The following is a 19,866-nucleotide window of genomic DNA, read 5'->3' on the forward strand; positions in this document are numbered from 1 at the left end:
ACTAAGTATGCAAAACTTACCTCAAAAAATAGTCATTCTATTTATGTTGTTATGCACAACATTGTCGTATTCACAAGAGTCTTTAGAAAGTGTAGTAGCTAGAGAACAATCGCTTAAAGAAGATTTTGGATACACCTGGAAAGGGATTGCCAATTTTTACGCATCTCCTTTTAAATGGAAAAAAAAGCAATTTCTACAAACAGGATTGGTTTTAGGAAGCTATGCTGCTTTAACTTTTATTGATGAACCCGTAAATCCTTTTTTTAAAAAACTACAACCTAAAGTTCCTACTCCTATAAGAGAATTTGGAGATTGGTTTGGAGGACCTATTAATGCAGTGGTTTTTTCTGGAGGTTTATTTACTTACGGATACATTGCCAAAAAACCTAAAATTAAAAAAACAGGAATCTTACTAATGTCTTCTATTGCAGCTGCAGGTTTTTTACAAACTACTATTAAAACAATGGTAGGTAGAGCAAGACCCTCTGCAGAAGTAGGTGCCAGAGCTTACAAGCCTTTTACCCCACTAGCTAAATATCACTCTTTCCCATCGGGTCACTCTGTGGTAGCTACGGTTTTTGCACATAGTATTGCCCGCCAAGTAGACAATCCTTGGGCAAAAGCAGGAATTTATGCTGTGGGAGCTATTACACCTGTTTCTAGGTTATGGGATGGTGCTCATTGGTTTTCTGATGTAGCTTTAGGAACCTTTATAGGTTTTATTACCGTAGACAGTATAGATAAGTATTTAACCAAAATATACGAAGGAGAACAAGTTAAAAAAGAACTTACCAACGTATGGAAACTAGATGGTGGACTTATGAATTTTAAAATTAGTTACACTTTTAATTAACAACTATGTATCATAAATTATTAGAATATATTGGAAACACTCCGTTGGTAGAAACTACCAATTTAGTACAAAATCCAAACGTAAAATTATTATTAAAATTAGAAGGTAACAATCCTGGAGGAAGCGTAAAAGATCGTGCAGCTTATTACATGATCAAAGGAGCTTTGGAAAGAGGAGATATTAAAGATGGAGACAAGTTAATAGAAGCTACTAGTGGAAATACTGGAATTGCTTTAGCCATGATTGCCCAACTTTTAAATATTGATATTGAACTAGTATTACCCGAAAACTCTACAGTAGAACGTGTACAAACTATGCGTGCGTACGGGGCTAAAGTAACTTTAACATCTGCCAAAACAGGAATTATTGGTTCTAGAGATTATGCTGATGAAAAAGTAGCTCAAGGAGGATATGTAATGTTAAACCAATTTGCTAACGATGACAACTGGAAAGCACATTACAACACTACCGGACCCGAAATATGGAGAGATACCCATGGAGAAGTAACACATTTTGTATCTGCTATGGGAACTACAGGTACTATTATGGGAACCTCAACTTATTTAAAAGAACAAAACCCGAACATACAAATTGTAGGAGCACATCCTAGTGATGGTTCTCAAATTCCAGGAATTAGAAAATGGCCAGAAGAATATTTACCTAAAATCTTTAATAGATCAAAAGTAGATACTATTATGGAGGTTTCTGAAGCTGATGCAAGAACCATGACTAAGCGTTTAGCTAATGAAGAAGGTATTTTTGCAGGTATGAGCTCTGGTGGATCTGTTGCCACAGCTGTAAAGTTGGCAAATAAATTAGAGAGCGGTGTAATTGTTGCTATTATTTGCGACAGAGGGGATAGATATTTATCATCGGACTTGTTCGATTAATTAACCTCTTATGAAAACTACAACCTTATTTATTGCGACTGTTTTTGGTGTAGCATCTTTATTTACAGCCTGTAAAGAAGCTCCTAAACAAGAACAAAAAACTCAGAATACTCAAGTTCAAAAAACTAGTATTCCAGAAATTGATGTCATTCAAAATGCACATCATAAAAATCATTTTCTAACAAAAGAAGCCATTCAATTTGATATTACCATCTCTTTTGGAGGCAATGAAATATTAAAAGGAAACATGTTATTAACTACAGATTCTTCTAAAGGAGTGATTACCTTAGAAGATGGTAGTAAAATATATACTTTAGATAATAAGGTATATCACACACCCAACATTAAAAACGAAAATAGAGTTCGATTTAATGCCTACACTTGGGCTTATTTCTTTTTACTACCCTATAAACTTTATGACGAAGGAACTAAATGGGATGAGTTTGAAAAAACAACATTAAATGGTGAAGAAAAAAATAGTCAGCGTTTAACCTTTACTTCTGGTACAGGTGATGCTCCCGATGATTGGTATTATATTTATTCTGATCCTAAAACTAATTTAATTTCTGCAGCAGCTTACATTGTTACCCTTGGAAAAACAAAAGAAGAGGCAGAACAAGACCCTCATGCTATAAAATACGGCAATTATAATCTAGTAGATGGAATTCCGTTTGCTACCCATTGGACTTATTGGGGATGGAATAAAAAAGAAGGTTTAACCAAACAAATTGGAGAAGCTACTTTAAGTAACTTTCAATTTATAGATTTTAATAAAAACCTATTTACTCCTCCAAGTAACTTCATCGAAAAATAAAAACAAAAAAAACGAGACCTAATTGGGTCTCGTTTTTTTATTTAAATACTAATTTATTTTTACTCTTTTTAATTTCCTCTTCATTTATCAACATTTTAAAATATCTTCCTGAATTGTAATAATTTGCCTGATTGCTATAGTAAGGACTTTTAAAAACTCCAGATTGACCTGTAGGAACTACTGCGTATGAATTTTCTACATCCGAAAAATCTATAATTCTACGAGCTGAAGGTCCTGCATTAGATTTGTACAAACCATTTTCTGTATAATCAAACATGGTATTATTAATGGTTTCGTTTCCTCCCGTAATTGGAGTTTCAGCTACATTCAATAATTTCTTTAACAAGTCTATTTTTGCCAAAGCATGTTCGTGTGTTACGGTGTGTACTTTTTTCCAATGCCATTCATCCACCTTATCTCCTAACTGAGAAGTTAGCTCTGCAACCGATTCTTTAAAACTTTTCATTACAATAGTTTCAAAAGTTTCTTTTTCATCGGTAGTAATATCATCCCACCAAACAGAAGTAGTATTGTATATGTATTTATTCTGTGTTCTTTTGCTTAAATGAGAATCCACATAATCCTTAAAAAACGTAGCTCCAAATTCATCTTTAAAGGTATGTTTTAACAATTTAAAATTCAGTTTATTGTAAATAGTTGGCCCCACATTTAACAACCCGTGATTTCCTTTCCATTTGATTAATCTATCTAAAACCAACAATTCATAAGGGCTTAACTTTTCTATATCAATTCCTTTTACAATGGCTTTTATATTGTTTAAAACTACAGGACTTGTATGACTTGTAGCCAAACTTAGCATATCACTCATACCTATTTTCTCATTTTTTTCTAACTCTTTATGAATAGCCACTCCTCTATCCTCGGACAAATAATATCCTTGATACAATTCTCCATCTACAGCAGCGGGCTGTGTGTTAGAGGTTACTAAATATCCTTTAGGTGGGTTAATCGCTTTTGGATTTTTATCAAAATTTACCCATGTTTTTTCTGTATGAATACTATCCATACCATTTAACACAAAACGAGTATTAACAGGATCTTTAAATCTATACAACTGCCCTACTGACCATAAAGCTATGTTGTTCTCCTTATCTCCATACACAAAATTTAACCCAGGAGCAGAAAAACCTCTTAATTGATTTTCAAAATCATACACATTTTTTGCATGATTAATTCCATAAGATGTTTGTAATACCGTGTTGGGCTTTTCGTTAAACACCCATTGTACAGCTATAGGATTTACGGAATCTAAGGTTTTTAACTGACTGTTAAATACAGGTCCTAAAATGGATTTTTTAATCTGTATTTTTTTCTCTGTCCCTCCTTTAATTTTAATCACTTTGTTTACATAATCATACGTATGAATTCCGGTAGAGATTTCGTACTTGGTGCTATCTGTAGGATGTTTTTTTAAGGTATAAAAATTCATATCATCATTCTCAAACATAGTCAAGCCAAAAGCATAATCTCTGTTGTGAGATAATAATGGAAAAGGCATTAATCCTAAATGAAAACCGTAGCGTTCGTACTTAGGAGTTTTAATATGTGCTTGGTACCATACACTAGGTTGTGCGTATCCAATATGTGGATCATTTTCAAATAACACTTTACCTGTAGTTGTTTTTTGAGGAGCTACTACCCAGGCATTACTTCCTATAAATTGTGGAAAAGGTAACTTTTTAAGAAGCGTTGTAACACTCGCTAAAGCTTTCTGAGTTCGTGCATCGTAATTTTCTTGATACACCGTACGGGCATCAACATCAATAGCCAAATCTTTTAAATACTCATTTCCATATGTAGTTTGAATATATGTTAATAACGGATCTACTTTAAAAGCATGTGCAAAGTTAAAAGCCATATAAGCTGTTACATAATACATATCTTTTGTAGTGTAATGTTCTTTATCAATTCCTAAAAGCGTAAATTCAACAGGAGTTTTTCCTGTATCTATATAAGCATTTACCCCTTTTAAATAAGCTGCTACCAACTTTTGTACTTTCGGATTTTTAGCTAGTGCTTGTACTTGTTTGTTTACTGTTTCATCTATTCCTAAAGAAGAAAAAAACACATCAACCTCAACCAAATCTTCTCCTAAAATCTCAGCAAGTCTACCCGCTGCAATTCTTCTTAACAATTCCATTTGCCACAAACGTTCTTGTGCATGTACATAACCCAAAGCAACCATAGCATTTTGCTCTGTTTCTGCAAAAATGTGAGGGACTCCAATGGTATCAAAATACACTTCTGTATTGGTTAAGCCATCAATTTTTATAGTACCATTATATACTGGTTTTAAACTTTCTACATACAAATAAACTCCTACCACTAGCAAAATAACTATAGAAAGAAGTCCCCATAAAATTCTTTTAAAAATTTTCATTTTCTGAATGATTTTAATCGTCTTTAAATATAAAGATTCTAGTTTCTTTGACTTAGGAAAAATCGCTTAATTTTTGTTAATTTGTGAATCAACCTAGCCTAAATGAAGAAACTACAAATGGTTGACCTAAACAGTCAATACCTAGACATTAAAGAACAAATAGACACTTCTATTCAGGAAGTTTTAAGCAACTCTACTTTTATTAATGGTCCACAAGTAGCTTCTTTTAAAAACAATTTAGCAAACTACTTAAATGTAAACCATGTAATTCCTTGTGCTAACGGAACCGATGCTTTGCAAATTGCCTTAATGGCTTTAGATTTAAAACCAGGTGATGAAGTTATTACGGTAGATTTTACCTTTGCTGCTACCGTAGAAGTAATTCAATTATTAGGATTAACATCTGTTTTAATAGATGTGGAAGCTGATACTTTTAACCTAAGTATTGATGCTTTAAAAAAAACAATCACTCCAAAAACAAAAGCCATTATTCCTGTACATTTATTTGGTCAATGTGCTAATATGGAAGCTATTTTAAACATTGCCAAAGAACATAATTTATACGTAATAGAAGACACTGCACAAGCTCTAGGAGCTGAGTACACTTTTAGTGATGGAACTATTAAAAAAGCGGGAACTATGGGAACTATAGGAACTACTTCTTTTTTTCCATCTAAAAACCTAGGTTGTTATGGTGATGGTGGTGCTATTTTTACCAACAATGATGAATTAGCTCACAAACTAAAAGGAATTGTAAACCACGGAATGTATAAAAGATATTATTACGATGTGGTGGGTGTAAACTCTAGATTAGATAGCATACAAGCAGCTATTTTAGATACTAAATTACCTCTTTTAGACACGTACAACAAAGCCCGACAAAAAGCAGCCGCATATTACAACAACGCTTTTAAAAATTGTGATGTAATTACCACTCCTGTTACCTCAACATTTTCATCACATGTATTTCATCAATACACTCTAAAAATAGGACAAGGGAAAAGAGATGGATTACACGAATATTTAAAATCATTAAACATTCCCAATGCTATTTATTACCCTGTAGCATTGCATAAGCAAAAGGCTTACTATAATGAAAACGTTATAGAAGATAACTTTACCAACACCAATAGATTAATTGAACAAGTAATATCTTTACCCATGCACACTGCTCTAGAAACAGAGCAATTAGAGTTTATTACAAACACGATACTTAAATATTTAAATAACACATATTAACATGGCTAAGCAAATACTAGTTACTGGAGGTTTAGGATTCATTGGATCTCATACCGTAGTGGAATTACAGAATGCAGGATTTGATGTAGTAGTGATTGATGATTTATCAAACACAACCATCAAAGTTTTAGATCAAATTACAGAGATTACTGGAACAAAACCAGCTTTTGAACAAATTGATTTAAGAATTAAAGCAGATGTAAAAGCTTTTTTTGACAAATACCAAATTGATGGTATTATTCACTTTGCTGCTTTTAAAGCAGTTGGAGAAAGCATGCACAAGCCTTTAGATTATTACGAAAATAACTTAGGTTCTTTAGTGTACTTATTGCAAGAGATGAGAGACAGAAAATTAGATAACTTTATCTTTTCTTCTTCTTGTACTGTATATGGTCAAGCTGATGAATTACCTATTACCGAAAAAGCTCCTGTTAAAAAAGCAGAATCTGTATACGGAAATACCAAACAAATTGGTGAGGAAATTATAGAAGATGCAACCAAAGCTCACGATTTTAAGGCAATTGCATTACGTTACTTTAATCCGGTTGGAGCACACCCAACTACTAAAATTGGAGAATTGCCAATTGGTGTTCCTCAAAACTTAATTCCTTTTATTACACAAACAGCCGCTGGTTTACGTGCTGAATTGTCTGTTTTTGGTGATGATTACGAAACTCCTGACGGAACTGCTGTTAGAGATTACATTCACGTAGTAGATTTAGCCAAAGCTCACATTGCAGCTTTACAGCGTTTAATTGATGGAAACAACAAAGAAAAGTTTGAATATTTTAATGTTGGTACAGGAACAGGAAGTTCTGTTTTAGAAGTAATTAACGCTTTTGAAACAGCTAATAACCTAAAATTAAACTACAAAATTGTAGATCGTAGAGCTGGAGATATTACTGCTGCTTATGCAGATACAACTATTGCCAATAAAGAATTAAACTGGAAAACTGAGCTTAGCTTAGAAACTGCTTTAAAATCTGCTTGGGAATGGCAATTAAAACAAAACAAGTAGTATACATTACTTTATATTTATAAAACCCTTTCTAGCTAATAGAAAGGGTTTTTTGCTATATTTAAATAAAAAATATGGAACAGAAATTAAAAACTATCAAAACAATTCATCTTGCTATTGTTTTAGGAATTTGCGTAGGTTATTATGTAATTGGAGATTTTAAATCTTTAGAACAACTTACTCAAATCCCTAAAATAACTAAAGGCTCTGTTATTTATGCATTAATCCCCTTAGTTGCCGTTATTTTAAGTTCTGTTTTATTTCGCTTGCAAATTCAAAAAATAGACACAAACCTACCTTTAGAAGATAAAATAGCTCCCTATCAAGCAGCGGCTATTGTTAGATTTGCTATTCTAGAAGGAACTTGTTTTCTAATTCTTATTTTACAACGTGACTTTGCTCTTTTAGGGATTATTTTAATTATTTATATTCTTTTGCTAAGACCTACCGAAAATAAAATTAAGAGCGACTTAAAACATATTGGGTAAGCCCTAACCATGAAAACACTCCTTTTAAAACAATTTATCTTGTCTACTATATTAAAATATGAATAGAGCCGATTTATTAATTCAGGAATTAAACCTAGCTCCTCATCCAGAAGGAGGATATTTTAAAGAAACTTATAGAAGTAGCGGTATTATTATTAACCATAATTTACCTATTGAGTTTAAAGGAAATAGATGTTACAGTACCAGTATTTATTTTTTATTAACCTCTGAAGATTTTTCTGCCTTTCATAAAATCAATCAAGATGAAGTTTGGCATTTTCATGAAGGAGCTTCTATCAGAATTCATCAAATTTCTCCCGATGGAATTTATTCATCCGTTGTTTTAGGAAACGATGTGTTACACAACCAACAATTTCAACATGTAGTTCCTGCAAATTATTGGTTTGGTGCTACTGTAGAAAACAGCAACAGTTATACTTTGGTAGGTTGTACTGTTTCTCCTGGATTTGATTTTAAAGATTTTACCTTAGCCAACAGAAAAGATTTACTACAAGAGTTTCCGCAACATACACATATTATTACCAAGCTTACAAAAGCTTAAAACACAAAATCCCTTACAAATTGTAAGGGATTTTGTTGTTATCTTAAATTCTAATTTTTTAGATCTCTGCACTACTTCTAGCCACAGATCTATCAATTTTAGCAAATAAACCTTGTAATACTTTACCTGGTCCTACTTCTATCACTTCAGTAGCTCCATCGGCAATCATCGCTTGTGCACATTGTGTCCATTTTACAGCTCCTGTTAACTGAGCAATTAAGTTTTCTTTAATTTCATCAGCATTCGTTACCGCTTTTGCTACCACATTTTGATATACTGGGCAAGATGGCTCGTTAAATTGAGTTGCTTTAATAGCTGCTGCTAATTCTTCTTTTGCAGGTGCCATTAAAGGCGAATGGAATGCTCCTCCCACAGGTAATAATAAAGCTCTACGTGCTCCTTTTTCAGTTGCCAATTCGCAAGCTGCTTTTACTGCTTCTAATTCTCCAGAAATCACTAATTGTCCAGGACAGTTATAATTTGCGGCTACCACATCTCCATCAATAGCTGCACAAATTTCTTCTACCACAGCATCTTCTAATCCTAATACAGCTGCCATAGTTCCAGGTACTGAATCACATGCTTTTTGCATAGCATCTGCACGTTTAGCTACTAATTTTAATCCGTCTTCAAAAGATAAAGTTCCGTTAGCAACCAAGGCCGATAATTCTCCTAAAGAGTGACCTGCTACCATATCAGCTTTAAAATTATCTCCTAAAACTTTTGCCAAAATTACAGAATGTAAAAATACAGCTGGCTGAGTTACGTTGGTTTGCTTTAAATCTTCAGCAGAACCTTCAAACATAATTTTAGTAATTTCAAATCCTAAAATCTCATTTGCTTTCTCAAATAATTCTTTAGCTAATGGAGAATTGTCATACAAATCTTTCCCCATTCCTGTAAACTGTGCTCCTTGTCCAGGAAATACATATGCTTTCATAAAAATTAGTTTTTCTAAATTTTGTGGGGCAAAAATAGGAAAAAACCCCTAAACGTAAGTTTATTCAAACAAAGAGTTCTATTTTCGATGATAGAACTACTGTTTATGATGACTACAAAAGAAAAACAAGCCTCGGCTATTTACTTAATACTAGCCACTCTTTTTATTACTTCCTTAGTTGTTTCTAATTTAATTTTTCAAAAATTCTTTTATTGGGAACCCTTTGGTTGGTATAGATTTGAGATTTCTGCAGGAATACTTCCTTATCCAATTACCTTTTTAATTACCGATACCATTTCTGAAATTTATGGAAAGAAAAAGGCCAATCAGGTTGTGATTGTTGGAATATTTGCTTCTGTTTTTTCTATGGGAATTATTCTCTTGGCTAATTACGTTCCTGCACTTGCAAATTCTCCTGTGGATGATGTTACTTTTTCCAAAGTATTTGGATTGTCTCCTTTAGGGGTATTGGCCTCTATGCTAGCCTACTTAACTGCTCAGTTTGTAGACATTCGTATTTATCATTTTTGGAAAACTTATACCAAAGGAAAACATTTATGGTTGCGCAATAATTTTTCAACTTTTACTTCTCAATTTATAGATACTTCTTTAGTGGTAGGACTTCTGTGCTTTTTTAACGTTTTACCTTGGAGTTCCTTTACTGCTTTAGTCATTAGTGGCTTTTTATTCAAGGCTATTATTGCTATTATAGACACTCCAATTCTTTATGCAATTGTTTTTTATCTAAAAAAGAAGTTTCATTTAAATGTAAACGATGAAATAAAATCATTAAAGTTGTAATGTTTCTATTCAATTCCCAACTAAGGTCTAAAGATTATTGATCTCTAGATTTATGAAACATTTATTTTTTATTGGGGCACTTTTAATAAGCCTACATTCTTTTTCTCAAACTTCTGTTTGGAACAATTTATTACAAAAACACGTTGATGATAACGGTTGGGTTGATTATGATTCTTTTACAAAAGACAAAGTGCAACTAGATACTTATTTAGAATATTTAAACAATACAACTCCAAATACTTCCTGGTCAGCAAATAAAACCAAAGCTTTTTGGATCAATGCATACAATGCATATACCGTTAAAATAATTTTAGACAATTATCCTGTAACATCAATTTTAGAGATTAACGAAAATGATAAAAACGCTTGGGAAATTCCGTTTGCCAAAGTTGGAGGTAAAACCTATACTTTAAACCATATTGAGCACGAAATATTAAGAAAGCAATACAAAGATCCTCGCATTCATGTAGGTGTAAATTGTGCTTCTATTTCTTGTCCGCCACTTACAAATACGGCTTTTACAGAAAAAAACATTGATAATTTATTAACCAAAGGAATCAAAAACTTTATCAATCAAGGAGATAGAAATACAATTACAGAATCAAAATTAGAATTGTCTCAAATTTTTAATTGGTTTAAAGATGACTTTACCCAACAAGGAGATTTAATTACATTTATAAACCAATACAGTACGGTTAACGTTTCTACAAACGCAACTATTAGCTACTTGGAATACAATTGGAATTTAAATAAAAAATAATCTAAAACACAGTACATGCAAAAGACATATTACGATCCAAAAGATTTAAAAGATTTTGGAAAAATTAGCGAATGGGATCAAGAATTAGGAGAGAAGTTTTTTGAATACTACGGAAAAGTTTTTGAAGAAGGAGCGTTAACTGCTCGTGAAAAATCTTTAATTGCTTTGGCTGTTTCGCATACCGTACAATGTGCATATTGTATTGATGCTTATACTTCTGACGGTTTAAAACGTGGATTAGAAAGAGAAGAAATGATGGAAGCCGTGCATGTGGCTGCTGCTATAAAATCTGGAGCAACTTTGGTACACGGTGTACAAATGATGAAAAAATACGACAAACTGTCGATGTAGAAATTAGTATCAAGTAACAAGTAGCAAGTATCTAGAATAAACTCTTTAAAATACCTGCTACCAGATACCTGATACCTGATACCCTTATGAATGAAATCACTCGCAAAAAGAAAAGATAGTTTAGCAGATCCTAAAAACCAATTGGCCTTGTTCAATAGTGGAGCTTTTGCTAACGGAGAATTACCCACTTTTAAACAAAAAGTTTCAGAAAGCAATCAATACCCATTAAAACCTACAAAACTTGAAATTTTTCAGGTAAACGTTGGGTATATGTGTAATCAGGTTTGTGCACATTGCCATGTAGATGCTGGTCCGGACAGAAAAGAAATTATGACTACCGAAACCATGCAATTGTGTTTGGACAAGTTAAAAGAATCTGGTGCTACTACTTTAGATTTAACAGGAGGTGCTCCAGAAATGAATCCGAATTTTAGATGGTTTGTAGAAGAGGCTAGTAAAATTGGAGTGCAAGATTTTATTGTACGTTCTAATCTTACCATTCTAAGAGCCAATAAAAAATATTACGATTTACCTGACTTTTTTAAAAAACACAACATTCATGTAGTGTCTTCTTTGCCTTTTTACAAACGTGGTAAAACAGACAAACAACGTGGAAATGGTGTTTTTGATGATTCTATAAAAGCTTTAAAAGAATTAAACAAAGTAGGTTACGGAATAGAAGGAAGTGGCTTGCAGTTAGATTTGGTTTTTAATCCTTCTGGTGCTTTTTTACCAGGAAACCAGGCAGAACTAGAGCAGGAATTTAAAACAGCTTTAAAAGAAGATTTTGGCATTACGTTTAACAATTTATTTGCCATTACCAATTTACCTGTAAGTCGATTTTTAGAATTTTTAGTAGCTTCTGAAAACTACGAAGATTACATGGACGAATTGGTAGATGCTTACAATCCATCGGCCGTAGAAAATTTAATGTGTAAAAACACCATTTCTGTAGATTGGAACGGAAATTTATACGATTGCGATTTTAATCAGCAATTAGATTTAAAAGTAGCTACCAAAGGAAAACATTTATCAGAGTTTGATGTAGAAGCTTTAAGTAATAGACAAATTATAGTTTCTCAACATTGTTACGGTTGTACAGCCGGTGCTGGGAGTAGCTGTCAAGGAAGTGTAGCATAAAGATGAGCCACAAAACTGCTTTTTTAATTTTTGCGCAATCAGCCACTGCAGAATCTAAACAGATTCCCAATGCAGAATTGCTGTTTGAGCAACTAAACCTAGACATTCTTAAGAAAGTGAGGCAAACCAACATGCCTTATTTTGTTAGTAATGAACAAGATCAGGTAGGTAATGATTTTGGTGCAAAACTAACCAATGCATTGTCTAAAGTTTTTAAAAAAGGGTACGATTATGTAATTACCGTTGGGAACGATACTCCCGAAATTACTACAGGTATTTTAAAAAAATCTATTAAAAACACCGCTAAAAAAAAGCTAACCTTTGGTCCATCTAAAGATGGTGGATTTTATTTAATGACATTTTCTAAAAAAGAATTTCAGTCAGAAGAATATCAAAAATTACCTTGGCAAACCTCATCCTTAGTTAAAAACACGTTACTCCTTTTAAACAATAAATCTAATCACAAATTAGTTCTTTTATCTCCTTTAAAAGATATAGACACCCTTACCGATTTAACGTCTCTTTTTTTACAACACAATCATATTTCCCTAGCTCTTAAAGAGCTTTTTAAACTTTTAATTTTTATAAAAAAAACCAAAGTCTTTTATAAAAACTCACATTTTACTTCTTTTATAAATACTTGTTTTTACAACAAAGGATCTCCTATTTTTCTTTCTTTATAATCTACAAAACTAACTACAATCTCTTTTATAGTTAGCTAGCATTCTTATTTTATTATTTTAACAAACTATACATGAAACTACTATTTACTAGTGTTTTGTTCATTTTGTCATTGTCTTTATTTGCCCAAAAAACAATTACAGGAACTATTTTTAACAAGAAAGATAAAAGTACCATTGCTTTTGTAACTATTAACGATACCGAGGGAAATCAAGCCATTTCTAATGAGAATGGAGTATTTACCATTACAACAAATCAAAATACACTTACGTTTTCTTCTATTGGGTTTATTGATGAAACACTCTCTGTAAAAAACAAAACCACTTTAACCGTTTTTCTTACAGAAAACACAACGGAACTAAACGAAATTGTGATTACTGCTTTAGGAGTAAAACAAGAAAAAAAGGAATTGGGCTATAGTGTTCAAACCCTAAGACCTAAAGATATTGCACAAGTTAAAACTGTTAATTTTTTAGACAATCTTTCTGGTAAAATTGCAGGAGTACAAGTAACTAGAGGAGCTACAGGTGTTGGCTCTTCTTCTAAAATAACCATTAGAGGAGAATCTTCTTTTTCTAATAACAATCCTTTGTTTATTGTTGATGGAACTCCTATTAACAACAATACAATTTTTAACACCACCAACGAGGCTGCTGCTGGTTTTCAGGAAGTAGATTTTGGTAACGGAGCTATGGAAGTTAATGCAGATGATATTGCCTCTGTTACGGTTTTAAAAGGACCTAGTGCTGCCGCTTTGTATGGTACCAGGGCTGCGAACGGAGTTATTGTTATTACCACTAAAAATGGAGAAAAAAGCAACGGGTTGGGAATAGAAATTAACAGCAGTTCTTTTATTGATACGGCTTTTAAACTTCCTAAATTTCAAAATCAATACGGACAAGGACAGTCGGGAGTTTTTGAATTTAAAGATGGTTTGGGTGCTGGTATTAGCGATAATATTACTTATTCTTGGGGACCTAAATTAGATACCAATATTTTAATTCCTCAATTTGATAGTCCTGTTACTTTGCCTGATGGAACTATTGTAAGAGGTGGAGATACTTCTTTGTATAACAACTTGCCTATTACAGCTACCCCGTTTACATCTAACCCAAACAATTTAAAAGATTTTTACAAAACTGGTTTTACAACTATAAACAACATTGCTATTTCTAACGGTTTTGATAAAGGAAATTACAGACTATCACTTACCGATTTAAATAGCGAATCTATTATACCGGGTGTAAACCTAAAAAGAAAAACTGCTTTTGCTAAAATAAACGTTAAACCTAGTTTAAACACTGTAGTAAATGTATCGGCAAGTTATACACAATCAGAAAGTGACAACAGACCTTCTAACGGATATGGAAGTGAAAACGTAAATTATTCTTTGGTTGCTTGGGGCCCCAGATCTTTAAACATTAATAGTTTAAAAAATTATTGGCAACCAGGATTAGAAGACAGACAACAGTTTTCTTACAATTATACTTTTTTTGATAATCCTTATTTTATTTTACAAGAAAACAGAAACTCATTTAACAGAGATCGTGTTTTTGGAAACATAAATATTCAACAAAACTTTAACAAATACTGGTCTTTAAAACTAAGATCGGGTATTGATTATTCTTCTGAAATCCGTCAGTTTAGACGTGCATTTAGTAGCAATCGTTTTAAAAACGGAGGCTATGCAGAACACAATGTGTATTACAAAGAAATCAATTCCGATTTTTTAATCAACTATAAAAACAAATACAACCAATGGAAAATAGACGTTTCTTTTGGAGGAAACACTTTAAAACAAACTGCCAACACCAGCCAAGCACAAACCATTAGTTTGGCACAACCTGGCATTTTTAATTTAAACAATGCTGCAAGCCCTATTGATGTTTTTCAGCAAACAGCAACAAAAAAAATAAACTCGCTTTATGGTATTGCCAAGTTTAAATATTCAAATCTGGTTTATATAGACATTACCGGACGTAATGATTGGTCTAGTGCTTTGGCAACTCCTTTTGGAGCAGATAATACTTCTTTCTTTTACCCTTCTATATCTTCTAGTTTTATTGTATCCAATGCAGTTAAATTGCCAGAGTATATTTCATTTGCCAAACTTAGGGCTAGTGTTGCACAAGTAGGGAACGACACCAATCCGTATCAAACCTCTAGCGTATTTAACTCACAAACAACCGTAAATGGAAATCCTACATTTAGCAGTCAAGATTTTATTCCTAACGAGAATTTAAAACCTGAATCTACTACGGCTTACGAAATTGGTGGTGTTGTAAATTTCTTTAACAATCGTTTTAATGTTGATGTTACTTATTACAACTCCACTACCAAAGATCAAATTATTTCTTTGCCTATACCTGTATCCTCAGGATACAATCAACAAGTAGTTAATGGAGGAAAAGTAAGAACACAAGGTGTTGAAATACTTTTAAACACAACCCCATTTAAAACAAAAGACTTTACTTGGAATGTACTTTTTAACTTTAACAGTACTCGTTCTAAAATATTAGATTTACCTCAACAAGACAGTTCTTTAACACTTGCTTACAGTCGTATTTACGATAGTGCTAACCAAACCGTATACTTTCAGGTAGAAAAAGGTGGACGTATTGGTGATTTTTATGGAACGGGTTATTTAAAAAATGAAAATGGTTATTTTGTAATTGATGGAGATGGAAATTTTATAGCAGACAACACATTAAAAAAACTAGGAAACTACAATCCTGATTTTACCTTAGGATGGACCAACAATTTTAGCTACAAAAACTGGAATGCAAACTTTGTGTTTGATTGGAGTCAAGGAGGAAAAATTGTATCTAGAACACGTGCTTTAGGAAATGTAGGAGGGCAATTGGCAGAAACAAGCCATAGACCTACAGAAGGAATTGTAGCCAAAGGAGTGGTAAATACTGGAACGGCTGAAAACCCAATATATGTGGCCAATACTACCGCTATTAGTGCCGAAAGTTATTACAGACAATATTACGATCGTAATCATGAAGAAAATAATATTTACAATGCTAGCTTTTTAAAATTAAGACAAATTTCTATTGGGTATAGTTTTCCTCTAAAAAAGGGAAGTTTAGGCTTAAAAGATGGAGCTAATATTAAAGTATCTCTTATTGGTAAAAATTTATTTGCCTTTACAGAAAATCCACATTTTGATCCTGAACAAATTGCCGTACAAGGAAATGGTTTTGTAAGTGGTGTAGAAGATTTAAGCTATGCTACCACTAAAAGTTACGGAATTAATTTGGGATTAAAATTTTAAGAAAACATCATGAAAAATTACATATATACATTCATCATTTTAGGTTTATCATTCGTAAGCTGCACCCATAATTTTGAGGAAATTAATACCAATCCAAATGCTCCAAATCGGGTAACTTCTGATTTGTTGTTAAGACAAGTGGTTTATAATTTTGCAGAAGAAATGAGCTACGAAGGTTTTGTTGCTGGAGATTTATTAGGGCAATACAGAACTGCTTTGGATTTTAATTTGTTTGACAGGCACGATTTAAAATCACCTCAATTAGGCGGTAATCCTTGGGCTATTTTTTACACCAATCTTAGAGACAATCAAATTCTTTTAGAACAGTCTAAAACACAAATTTCAGAAACAGTATATAAAGGACCTTCATTAATTTTAAAAGCATACATGACTGCTGGTCTCACAGATTTATTTGGAGATGTTCCTTATTTTGATGCTTTTGATGGCATTAACAAAGAAGTAACTCCAGCTTATGACAGCCAACAAGCTATTTACACAGCTCCTTTAGGAATTCTTGATAACTTAGAAAAAGCAAACACAGCTATAGATGCCTATACGGGAAGTATTCCTTTAAATGGAGATCTTTTGTTTAATGGTGATTTAGACGGATGGAAAAGAATGTCTAATTCTTTACAGTTAAAATATTTACTACGAATTTCTAAAAAGATGGATGTCTCCGAAAAAATGCAAGCTCTTTTTACGGAAGATTATTTTATCAAAGAAAATCATCAGAATGCTGTTTTTAATTTTTCTGCCAATGCTCCTAATAATTTTAGACTGTCTCGTTTAAGAATTGGTGACTTTAACAATTTTGTATTATCAGAAACTTATGAAAATATTTTAACTTCTTTAAACGATCCTAGGCTAAATACTTTGTTCAGACCTTTTGAAAATTCAAACTCAGAGGATTTTAAGGGATTATTTAACGGAATCAACCCCTCTGTAACTCAAGTAAATTTAGCCGACTATTCTTTGGCCAGTTCTCTTTTTAGAGAAAATTCATCAAGCTTAAAAGCAAATTTCATTACTGCTTGGGAAACCTATTTTATACTGGCAGAGGCTGCTCAAAAAGGATTGATTACGGCAGATGCCAAAAATTTATACGAACAAGGTGTAACGCTAGCTTTTGAATATTGGAACACTTCCTTACCTGATGATTATTTAATCAACAATGCCAATTTTAATGCCCCTGGTACTACTCCTCTACAACAAATTAGTACGCAAAAATGGATTGCCAATATTATAAATGGTTATGAGGGATGGACAGAATATAGAAGAACAGGATTTCCTGAATTGCAAACTATTTCTGCTAGTTTAAATAACAATATCATTCCTGCAAGAATGCCCTACCCTACAGATGAAATTACATTGAACCAAGAGAACTACAATAAAGTAGCTTCTAAGACAAATAACAATAGTATTAACGTGCCTGTTTGGTGGAACGAATAATAAAAATATGAATATAATCACCCTACAATGGAGTTTAGTTATAGGATCTAGTTTGTTGCTATTTCTGTTTTCTCCGTTTGTAAAAACTAGCAATGCTTTTTACAAAGCTACTTCCAAACTAAAATCGCCAACTACTTTTGTGCTTACAGGTAGCTTGGTTATTTCTTGGATTTTTTCTAAAAGTATTACCAATGCTGCTAACCTAGGATTGGCTTATGGAATTGTAGGTGGATTGGCCTATGCTGCCTACTATCTTTCTTTTGTTGTAGCAGGTGTTGTTATTTATTATTTAAGAACCAAAGGAGGCTTTACTAGTATTCATCATTTTATTTATAGCAAATACGGACAAAAAGCTATCAATCTATTTTCTATTTTAATTGCCTTTAGACTTTTCAACGAAGTTTGGAGCAATACCATGGTGATAGGTTCTTATTTTGGAGATGTAAATTCCAATTCTTACTACATTGCCATTGTTGTATTTACCATTCTTACCCTTGCTTATTCTTTAAAAGGAGGCTTGAGTAGTTCCATTTTTACAGACATCATTCAAATGGGATTGTTTTCTGTATTGTTAGGAATTATTTTATGGCAATTGTTTAGCATAACCGAATTTACCACACAAACAGTTCTAAATTCTGGAGATTGGAGTTTTAATATGGGCTTAAATTTACTTTTTGCGGCCGTATTGCAATCTTTTAGTTATCCTTTTCACGATCCTGTGTTAACAGATAGAGGTTTTATTAGCAAACCCAAAACCACCTTAAAAAGTTTTATTGCAGCAGGAATTGTTGGTTTTATTTGTATTGCCCTTTTTAGTGTTGTAGGTATTTATGCCAAACATATGGGCTTGCAAGGACAAGCAGCTGTACAGGTAGGAAAAACATTAGGTGTTGGACTTTTAGTAGTCATTAATTTTATTATGATTACCTCTGCATCATCTACCTTAGATTCTACCTTTTCTTCTTTTTCTAAATTGATTGTAATTGATTTAAAAAAGAGTAAAAGCGTTTCTTTAGGTAGGCTTGTTATGATTTTATTAGCCATTTTAGGAACCATCCCTATTTTTTTAAATGCCGAAGTTTTAACGGCTACAACCATATCTGGAACCATGGTAATAGGACTGACTCCTATTTTTATGTTTTGGCACATAAAAGCTCCAAAACTCAGTTTTTTCCTAAGTCTAACCAGCGGATTACTTTTTGGATTTTTACTTCTTTTTAATCTATTTCCAACCTTTTTAATACTAACCCAAGGTCCTTATGCCGATTTACTTTGGGTGAATGTTTGGGGAATTCTTTTATGTACAATTTTATACTGGACACCTATATGGATGCACAAAAAATAACATCGGACAAACTACTTATTTTTGGAGGAGTCTATAGCAATTTACAAGCATTACAATCTTTAATAAAACAAGCAGAAAAATTAAACATTCCTGCTGAGAATTGTATTTGTACAGGAGATATTGTGGGGTATTGTGCCTCACCAGAAGAAACCATTCAGACATTTAAAAATTGGGGAGCTAAAAGTATTTTAGGAAATGTAGAAATTCAATTAATTAACGAAGCTTTGCATTGTGGTTGCGATTTTTCTAAAGGTTCTAAATGCGATGTATTATCGAATATTTGGTATCCTTATGCTCAAAAAAACATTTCTAAAGATTCTTTAGATTTTTTAAAAACTTTACCAGAACATTTGCATTTTACATGGAACCATCTAAAAATAAGTACGGTTCATGGTTCCCATGCCAATACATCAGAATTTGTGTTTAATTCAACTCCTTGGCATAACAAACAACAAAGTTTTAACACCACACAAAGTGATGTGATTATTGCTGGACATAGTGGATTGCCTTTTTACGATTATCAAGAAAACAAATACTGGATCAATCCTGGAGTCATAGGAATGCCTGCTAATGATGGAACACCTAAAGTTTGGTATGCTATTTTAGAACAAAAAGAACAAGAAATCACCATTAGCTACCATCAACTTGATTATGATTTTTCTAGAGCTGCAAAGCTTATGTTACAACACAACTTACCCAATTCTTATGCCCAAACATTAAGCTCCGGTATTTGGGACAATATGGATATTTTACCAACTAAAGAAAGTAAGCTACAAGGACAAAAAATAACTTTAGATTCTCTAATTTTAAAGAGCAAAACAAACCCGATTTCAATAAAAAAATAATCAATAAAA

Annotated in this window: 18 protein-coding genes; 16 read left to right on the top strand and 2 right to left on the bottom strand. The window is 32.6% G+C overall.

Annotation, left to right across the window (positions count from 1 at the left end):
- Positions 1–7: 7 nt before the first annotated feature.
- The 3 genes from GGR97_RS09235 to GGR97_RS09245 are packed head-to-tail and all read left to right on the top strand — an operon-like array spanning position 8 to position 2,557.
- A complete protein-coding gene (locus GGR97_RS09235) occupies positions 8–853 on the top strand; it encodes a phosphatase PAP2 family protein (RefSeq protein ID WP_167898228.1) in 846 nt (281 codons plus the stop codon).
- A 5-nt stretch (positions 854–858) separates the two neighbouring features.
- Positions 859–1,743 carry a cysteine synthase CysM gene (gene cysM, locus GGR97_RS09240; RefSeq protein WP_167898229.1) on the top strand — a complete coding sequence of 295 codons (885 nt, stop codon included), beginning with the start codon at positions 859–861 and terminating at the stop codon, positions 1,741–1,743.
- A 10-nt stretch (positions 1,744–1,753) separates the two neighbouring features.
- Positions 1,754–2,557 carry a DUF6503 family protein gene (locus GGR97_RS09245; protein WP_167898230.1) on the top strand — a complete coding sequence of 268 codons (804 nt, stop codon included), beginning with the start codon at positions 1,754–1,756 and terminating at the stop codon, positions 2,555–2,557.
- A gap of 37 nt (positions 2,558–2,594) precedes the next feature.
- Here the strand turns inward: GGR97_RS09245 and GGR97_RS09250 are convergent, their stop codons facing one another.
- Positions 2,595–4,958 carry a penicillin acylase family protein gene (locus tag GGR97_RS09250; RefSeq protein WP_167898231.1) on the bottom strand — a complete coding sequence of 788 codons (2,364 nt, stop codon included), beginning with the start codon at positions 4,956–4,958 and terminating at the stop codon, positions 2,595–2,597.
- A 102-nt stretch (positions 4,959–5,060) separates the two neighbouring features.
- Here GGR97_RS09250 and GGR97_RS09255 point away from each other — a divergent pair, with 102 nt between their 5' ends.
- The 4 genes from GGR97_RS09255 (at position 5,061) to GGR97_RS09270 (ending at position 8,265) form a co-directional block, all read left to right on the top strand.
- Positions 5,061–6,197 carry a DegT/DnrJ/EryC1/StrS family aminotransferase gene (locus tag GGR97_RS09255; RefSeq protein ID WP_167898232.1) on the top strand — a complete coding sequence of 379 codons (1,137 nt, stop codon included), beginning with the start codon at positions 5,061–5,063 and terminating at the stop codon, positions 6,195–6,197.
- Position 6,198: 1 nt separating this feature from the next.
- Positions 6,199–7,215, top strand: a complete 1,017-nt coding sequence (gene galE / locus GGR97_RS09260) for a UDP-glucose 4-epimerase GalE (protein WP_167898233.1) — start codon at positions 6,199–6,201, stop codon at positions 7,213–7,215.
- A gap of 74 nt (positions 7,216–7,289) precedes the next feature.
- On the top strand, positions 7,290–7,703 hold the full coding sequence (locus tag GGR97_RS09265; protein WP_167898234.1) for an MFS transporter: 414 nt from the start codon (positions 7,290–7,292) through the stop codon (positions 7,701–7,703).
- Positions 7,704–7,761: 58 nt separating this feature from the next.
- Positions 7,762–8,265, top strand: coding sequence for a cupin domain-containing protein (locus tag GGR97_RS09270; RefSeq protein WP_167898235.1), 504 nt, complete (start codon positions 7,762–7,764; stop codon positions 8,263–8,265).
- Positions 8,266–8,323: 58 nt separating this feature from the next.
- Here the strand turns inward: GGR97_RS09270 and fabD are convergent, their stop codons facing one another.
- Positions 8,324–9,205: an ACP S-malonyltransferase gene (gene fabD / locus GGR97_RS09275; RefSeq protein WP_167898236.1), complete on the bottom strand. Its 882-nt coding sequence runs from the start codon at positions 9,203–9,205 to the stop codon at positions 8,324–8,326.
- 108 nt (positions 9,206–9,313) lie between these two features.
- Between fabD and GGR97_RS09280 the strand changes: the two genes are divergently transcribed.
- The 9 genes from GGR97_RS09280 (at position 9,314) to GGR97_RS09320 (ending at position 19,857) form a co-directional block, all read left to right on the top strand.
- The gene (locus tag GGR97_RS09280; protein ID WP_167898280.1) at positions 9,314–10,006 is read left to right on the top strand and encodes a queuosine precursor transporter; all 693 of its coding nucleotides are present in this window, start codon (positions 9,314–9,316) and stop codon (positions 10,004–10,006) included.
- Between the two features lie 52 nt (positions 10,007–10,058).
- On the top strand, positions 10,059–10,766 hold the full coding sequence (locus GGR97_RS09285; protein WP_167898237.1) for a DUF547 domain-containing protein: 708 nt from the start codon (positions 10,059–10,061) through the stop codon (positions 10,764–10,766).
- A gap of 15 nt (positions 10,767–10,781) precedes the next feature.
- Positions 10,782–11,117 carry an arsenosugar biosynthesis-associated peroxidase-like protein gene (locus GGR97_RS09290; protein WP_073122529.1) on the top strand — a complete coding sequence of 112 codons (336 nt, stop codon included), beginning with the start codon at positions 10,782–10,784 and terminating at the stop codon, positions 11,115–11,117.
- Positions 11,118–11,207: 90 nt separating this feature from the next.
- Positions 11,208–12,257: an arsenosugar biosynthesis radical SAM (seleno)protein ArsS gene (gene arsS / locus GGR97_RS09295; RefSeq protein ID WP_167898238.1), complete on the top strand. Its 1,050-nt coding sequence runs from the start codon at positions 11,208–11,210 to the stop codon at positions 12,255–12,257.
- Between the two features lie 2 nt (positions 12,258–12,259).
- Positions 12,260–12,940 (top strand): TIGR04282 family arsenosugar biosynthesis glycosyltransferase, encoded by a 681-nt coding sequence (locus GGR97_RS09300; RefSeq protein ID WP_167898239.1) that lies wholly within the window; start codon positions 12,260–12,262, stop codon positions 12,938–12,940.
- A 71-nt stretch (positions 12,941–13,011) separates the two neighbouring features.
- Entirely contained in the window at positions 13,012–16,218 is a 3,207-nt protein-coding gene (locus GGR97_RS09305) for a SusC/RagA family TonB-linked outer membrane protein (protein ID WP_167898240.1), read from the top strand.
- A 9-nt stretch (positions 16,219–16,227) separates the two neighbouring features.
- Entirely contained in the window at positions 16,228–17,667 is a 1,440-nt protein-coding gene (locus GGR97_RS09310) for a SusD/RagB family nutrient-binding outer membrane lipoprotein (RefSeq protein WP_167898241.1), read from the top strand.
- A 7-nt stretch (positions 17,668–17,674) separates the two neighbouring features.
- Positions 17,675–19,012 carry a sodium:solute symporter family transporter gene (locus GGR97_RS09315; protein ID WP_167898242.1) on the top strand — a complete coding sequence of 446 codons (1,338 nt, stop codon included), beginning with the start codon at positions 17,675–17,677 and terminating at the stop codon, positions 19,010–19,012.
- Positions 18,994–19,857, top strand: a complete 864-nt coding sequence (locus GGR97_RS09320; protein ID WP_167898243.1) for a metallophosphoesterase family protein — start codon at positions 18,994–18,996, stop codon at positions 19,855–19,857. The genes GGR97_RS09315 and GGR97_RS09320 overlap by 19 nt, the downstream gene beginning before the upstream one ends.
- Positions 19,858–19,866: the final 9 nt, after the last annotated feature.

Origin of the sequence: Wenyingzhuangia aestuarii, from assembly GCF_011927765.1 — a bacterium.
GTDB lineage: Bacteria > Bacteroidota > Bacteroidia > Flavobacteriales > Flavobacteriaceae > Wenyingzhuangia > Wenyingzhuangia aestuarii.

Excerpts from the sequence above, each read along its gene's own strand:
- GGR97_RS09235 (WP_167898228.1), top strand. The coding sequence starts at position 8 with ATGCAAAACTTACCTCAAAAAATAGTCATTCTATTTATGTTGTTATGC.
- cysM (WP_167898229.1), top strand. The coding sequence starts at position 859 with ATGTATCATAAATTATTAGAATATATTGGAAACACTCCGTTGGTAGAA.
- GGR97_RS09245 (WP_167898230.1), top strand. The coding sequence starts at position 1,754 with ATGAAAACTACAACCTTATTTATTGCGACTGTTTTTGGTGTAGCATCT.
- GGR97_RS09250 (WP_167898231.1), bottom strand. The coding sequence starts at position 4,958 with ATGAAAATTTTTAAAAGAATTTTATGGGGACTTCTTTCTATAGTTATT.
- GGR97_RS09255 (WP_167898232.1), top strand. The coding sequence starts at position 5,061 with ATGAAGAAACTACAAATGGTTGACCTAAACAGTCAATACCTAGACATT.
- galE (WP_167898233.1), top strand. The coding sequence starts at position 6,199 with ATGGCTAAGCAAATACTAGTTACTGGAGGTTTAGGATTCATTGGATCT.
- GGR97_RS09265 (WP_167898234.1), top strand. The coding sequence starts at position 7,290 with ATGGAACAGAAATTAAAAACTATCAAAACAATTCATCTTGCTATTGTT.
- GGR97_RS09270 (WP_167898235.1), top strand. The coding sequence starts at position 7,762 with ATGAATAGAGCCGATTTATTAATTCAGGAATTAAACCTAGCTCCTCAT.
- fabD (WP_167898236.1), bottom strand. The coding sequence starts at position 9,205 with ATGAAAGCATATGTATTTCCTGGACAAGGAGCACAGTTTACAGGAATG.
- GGR97_RS09280 (WP_167898280.1), top strand. The coding sequence starts at position 9,314 with ATGACTACAAAAGAAAAACAAGCCTCGGCTATTTACTTAATACTAGCC.
- GGR97_RS09285 (WP_167898237.1), top strand. The coding sequence starts at position 10,059 with ATGAAACATTTATTTTTTATTGGGGCACTTTTAATAAGCCTACATTCT.
- GGR97_RS09290 (WP_073122529.1), top strand. The coding sequence starts at position 10,782 with ATGCAAAAGACATATTACGATCCAAAAGATTTAAAAGATTTTGGAAAA.
- arsS (WP_167898238.1), top strand. The coding sequence starts at position 11,208 with ATGAAATCACTCGCAAAAAGAAAAGATAGTTTAGCAGATCCTAAAAAC.
- GGR97_RS09300 (WP_167898239.1), top strand. The coding sequence starts at position 12,260 with ATGAGCCACAAAACTGCTTTTTTAATTTTTGCGCAATCAGCCACTGCA.
- GGR97_RS09305 (WP_167898240.1), top strand. The coding sequence starts at position 13,012 with ATGAAACTACTATTTACTAGTGTTTTGTTCATTTTGTCATTGTCTTTA.
- GGR97_RS09310 (WP_167898241.1), top strand. The coding sequence starts at position 16,228 with ATGAAAAATTACATATATACATTCATCATTTTAGGTTTATCATTCGTA.
- GGR97_RS09315 (WP_167898242.1), top strand. The coding sequence starts at position 17,675 with ATGAATATAATCACCCTACAATGGAGTTTAGTTATAGGATCTAGTTTG.
- GGR97_RS09320 (WP_167898243.1), top strand. The coding sequence starts at position 18,994 with ATGGATGCACAAAAAATAACATCGGACAAACTACTTATTTTTGGAGGA.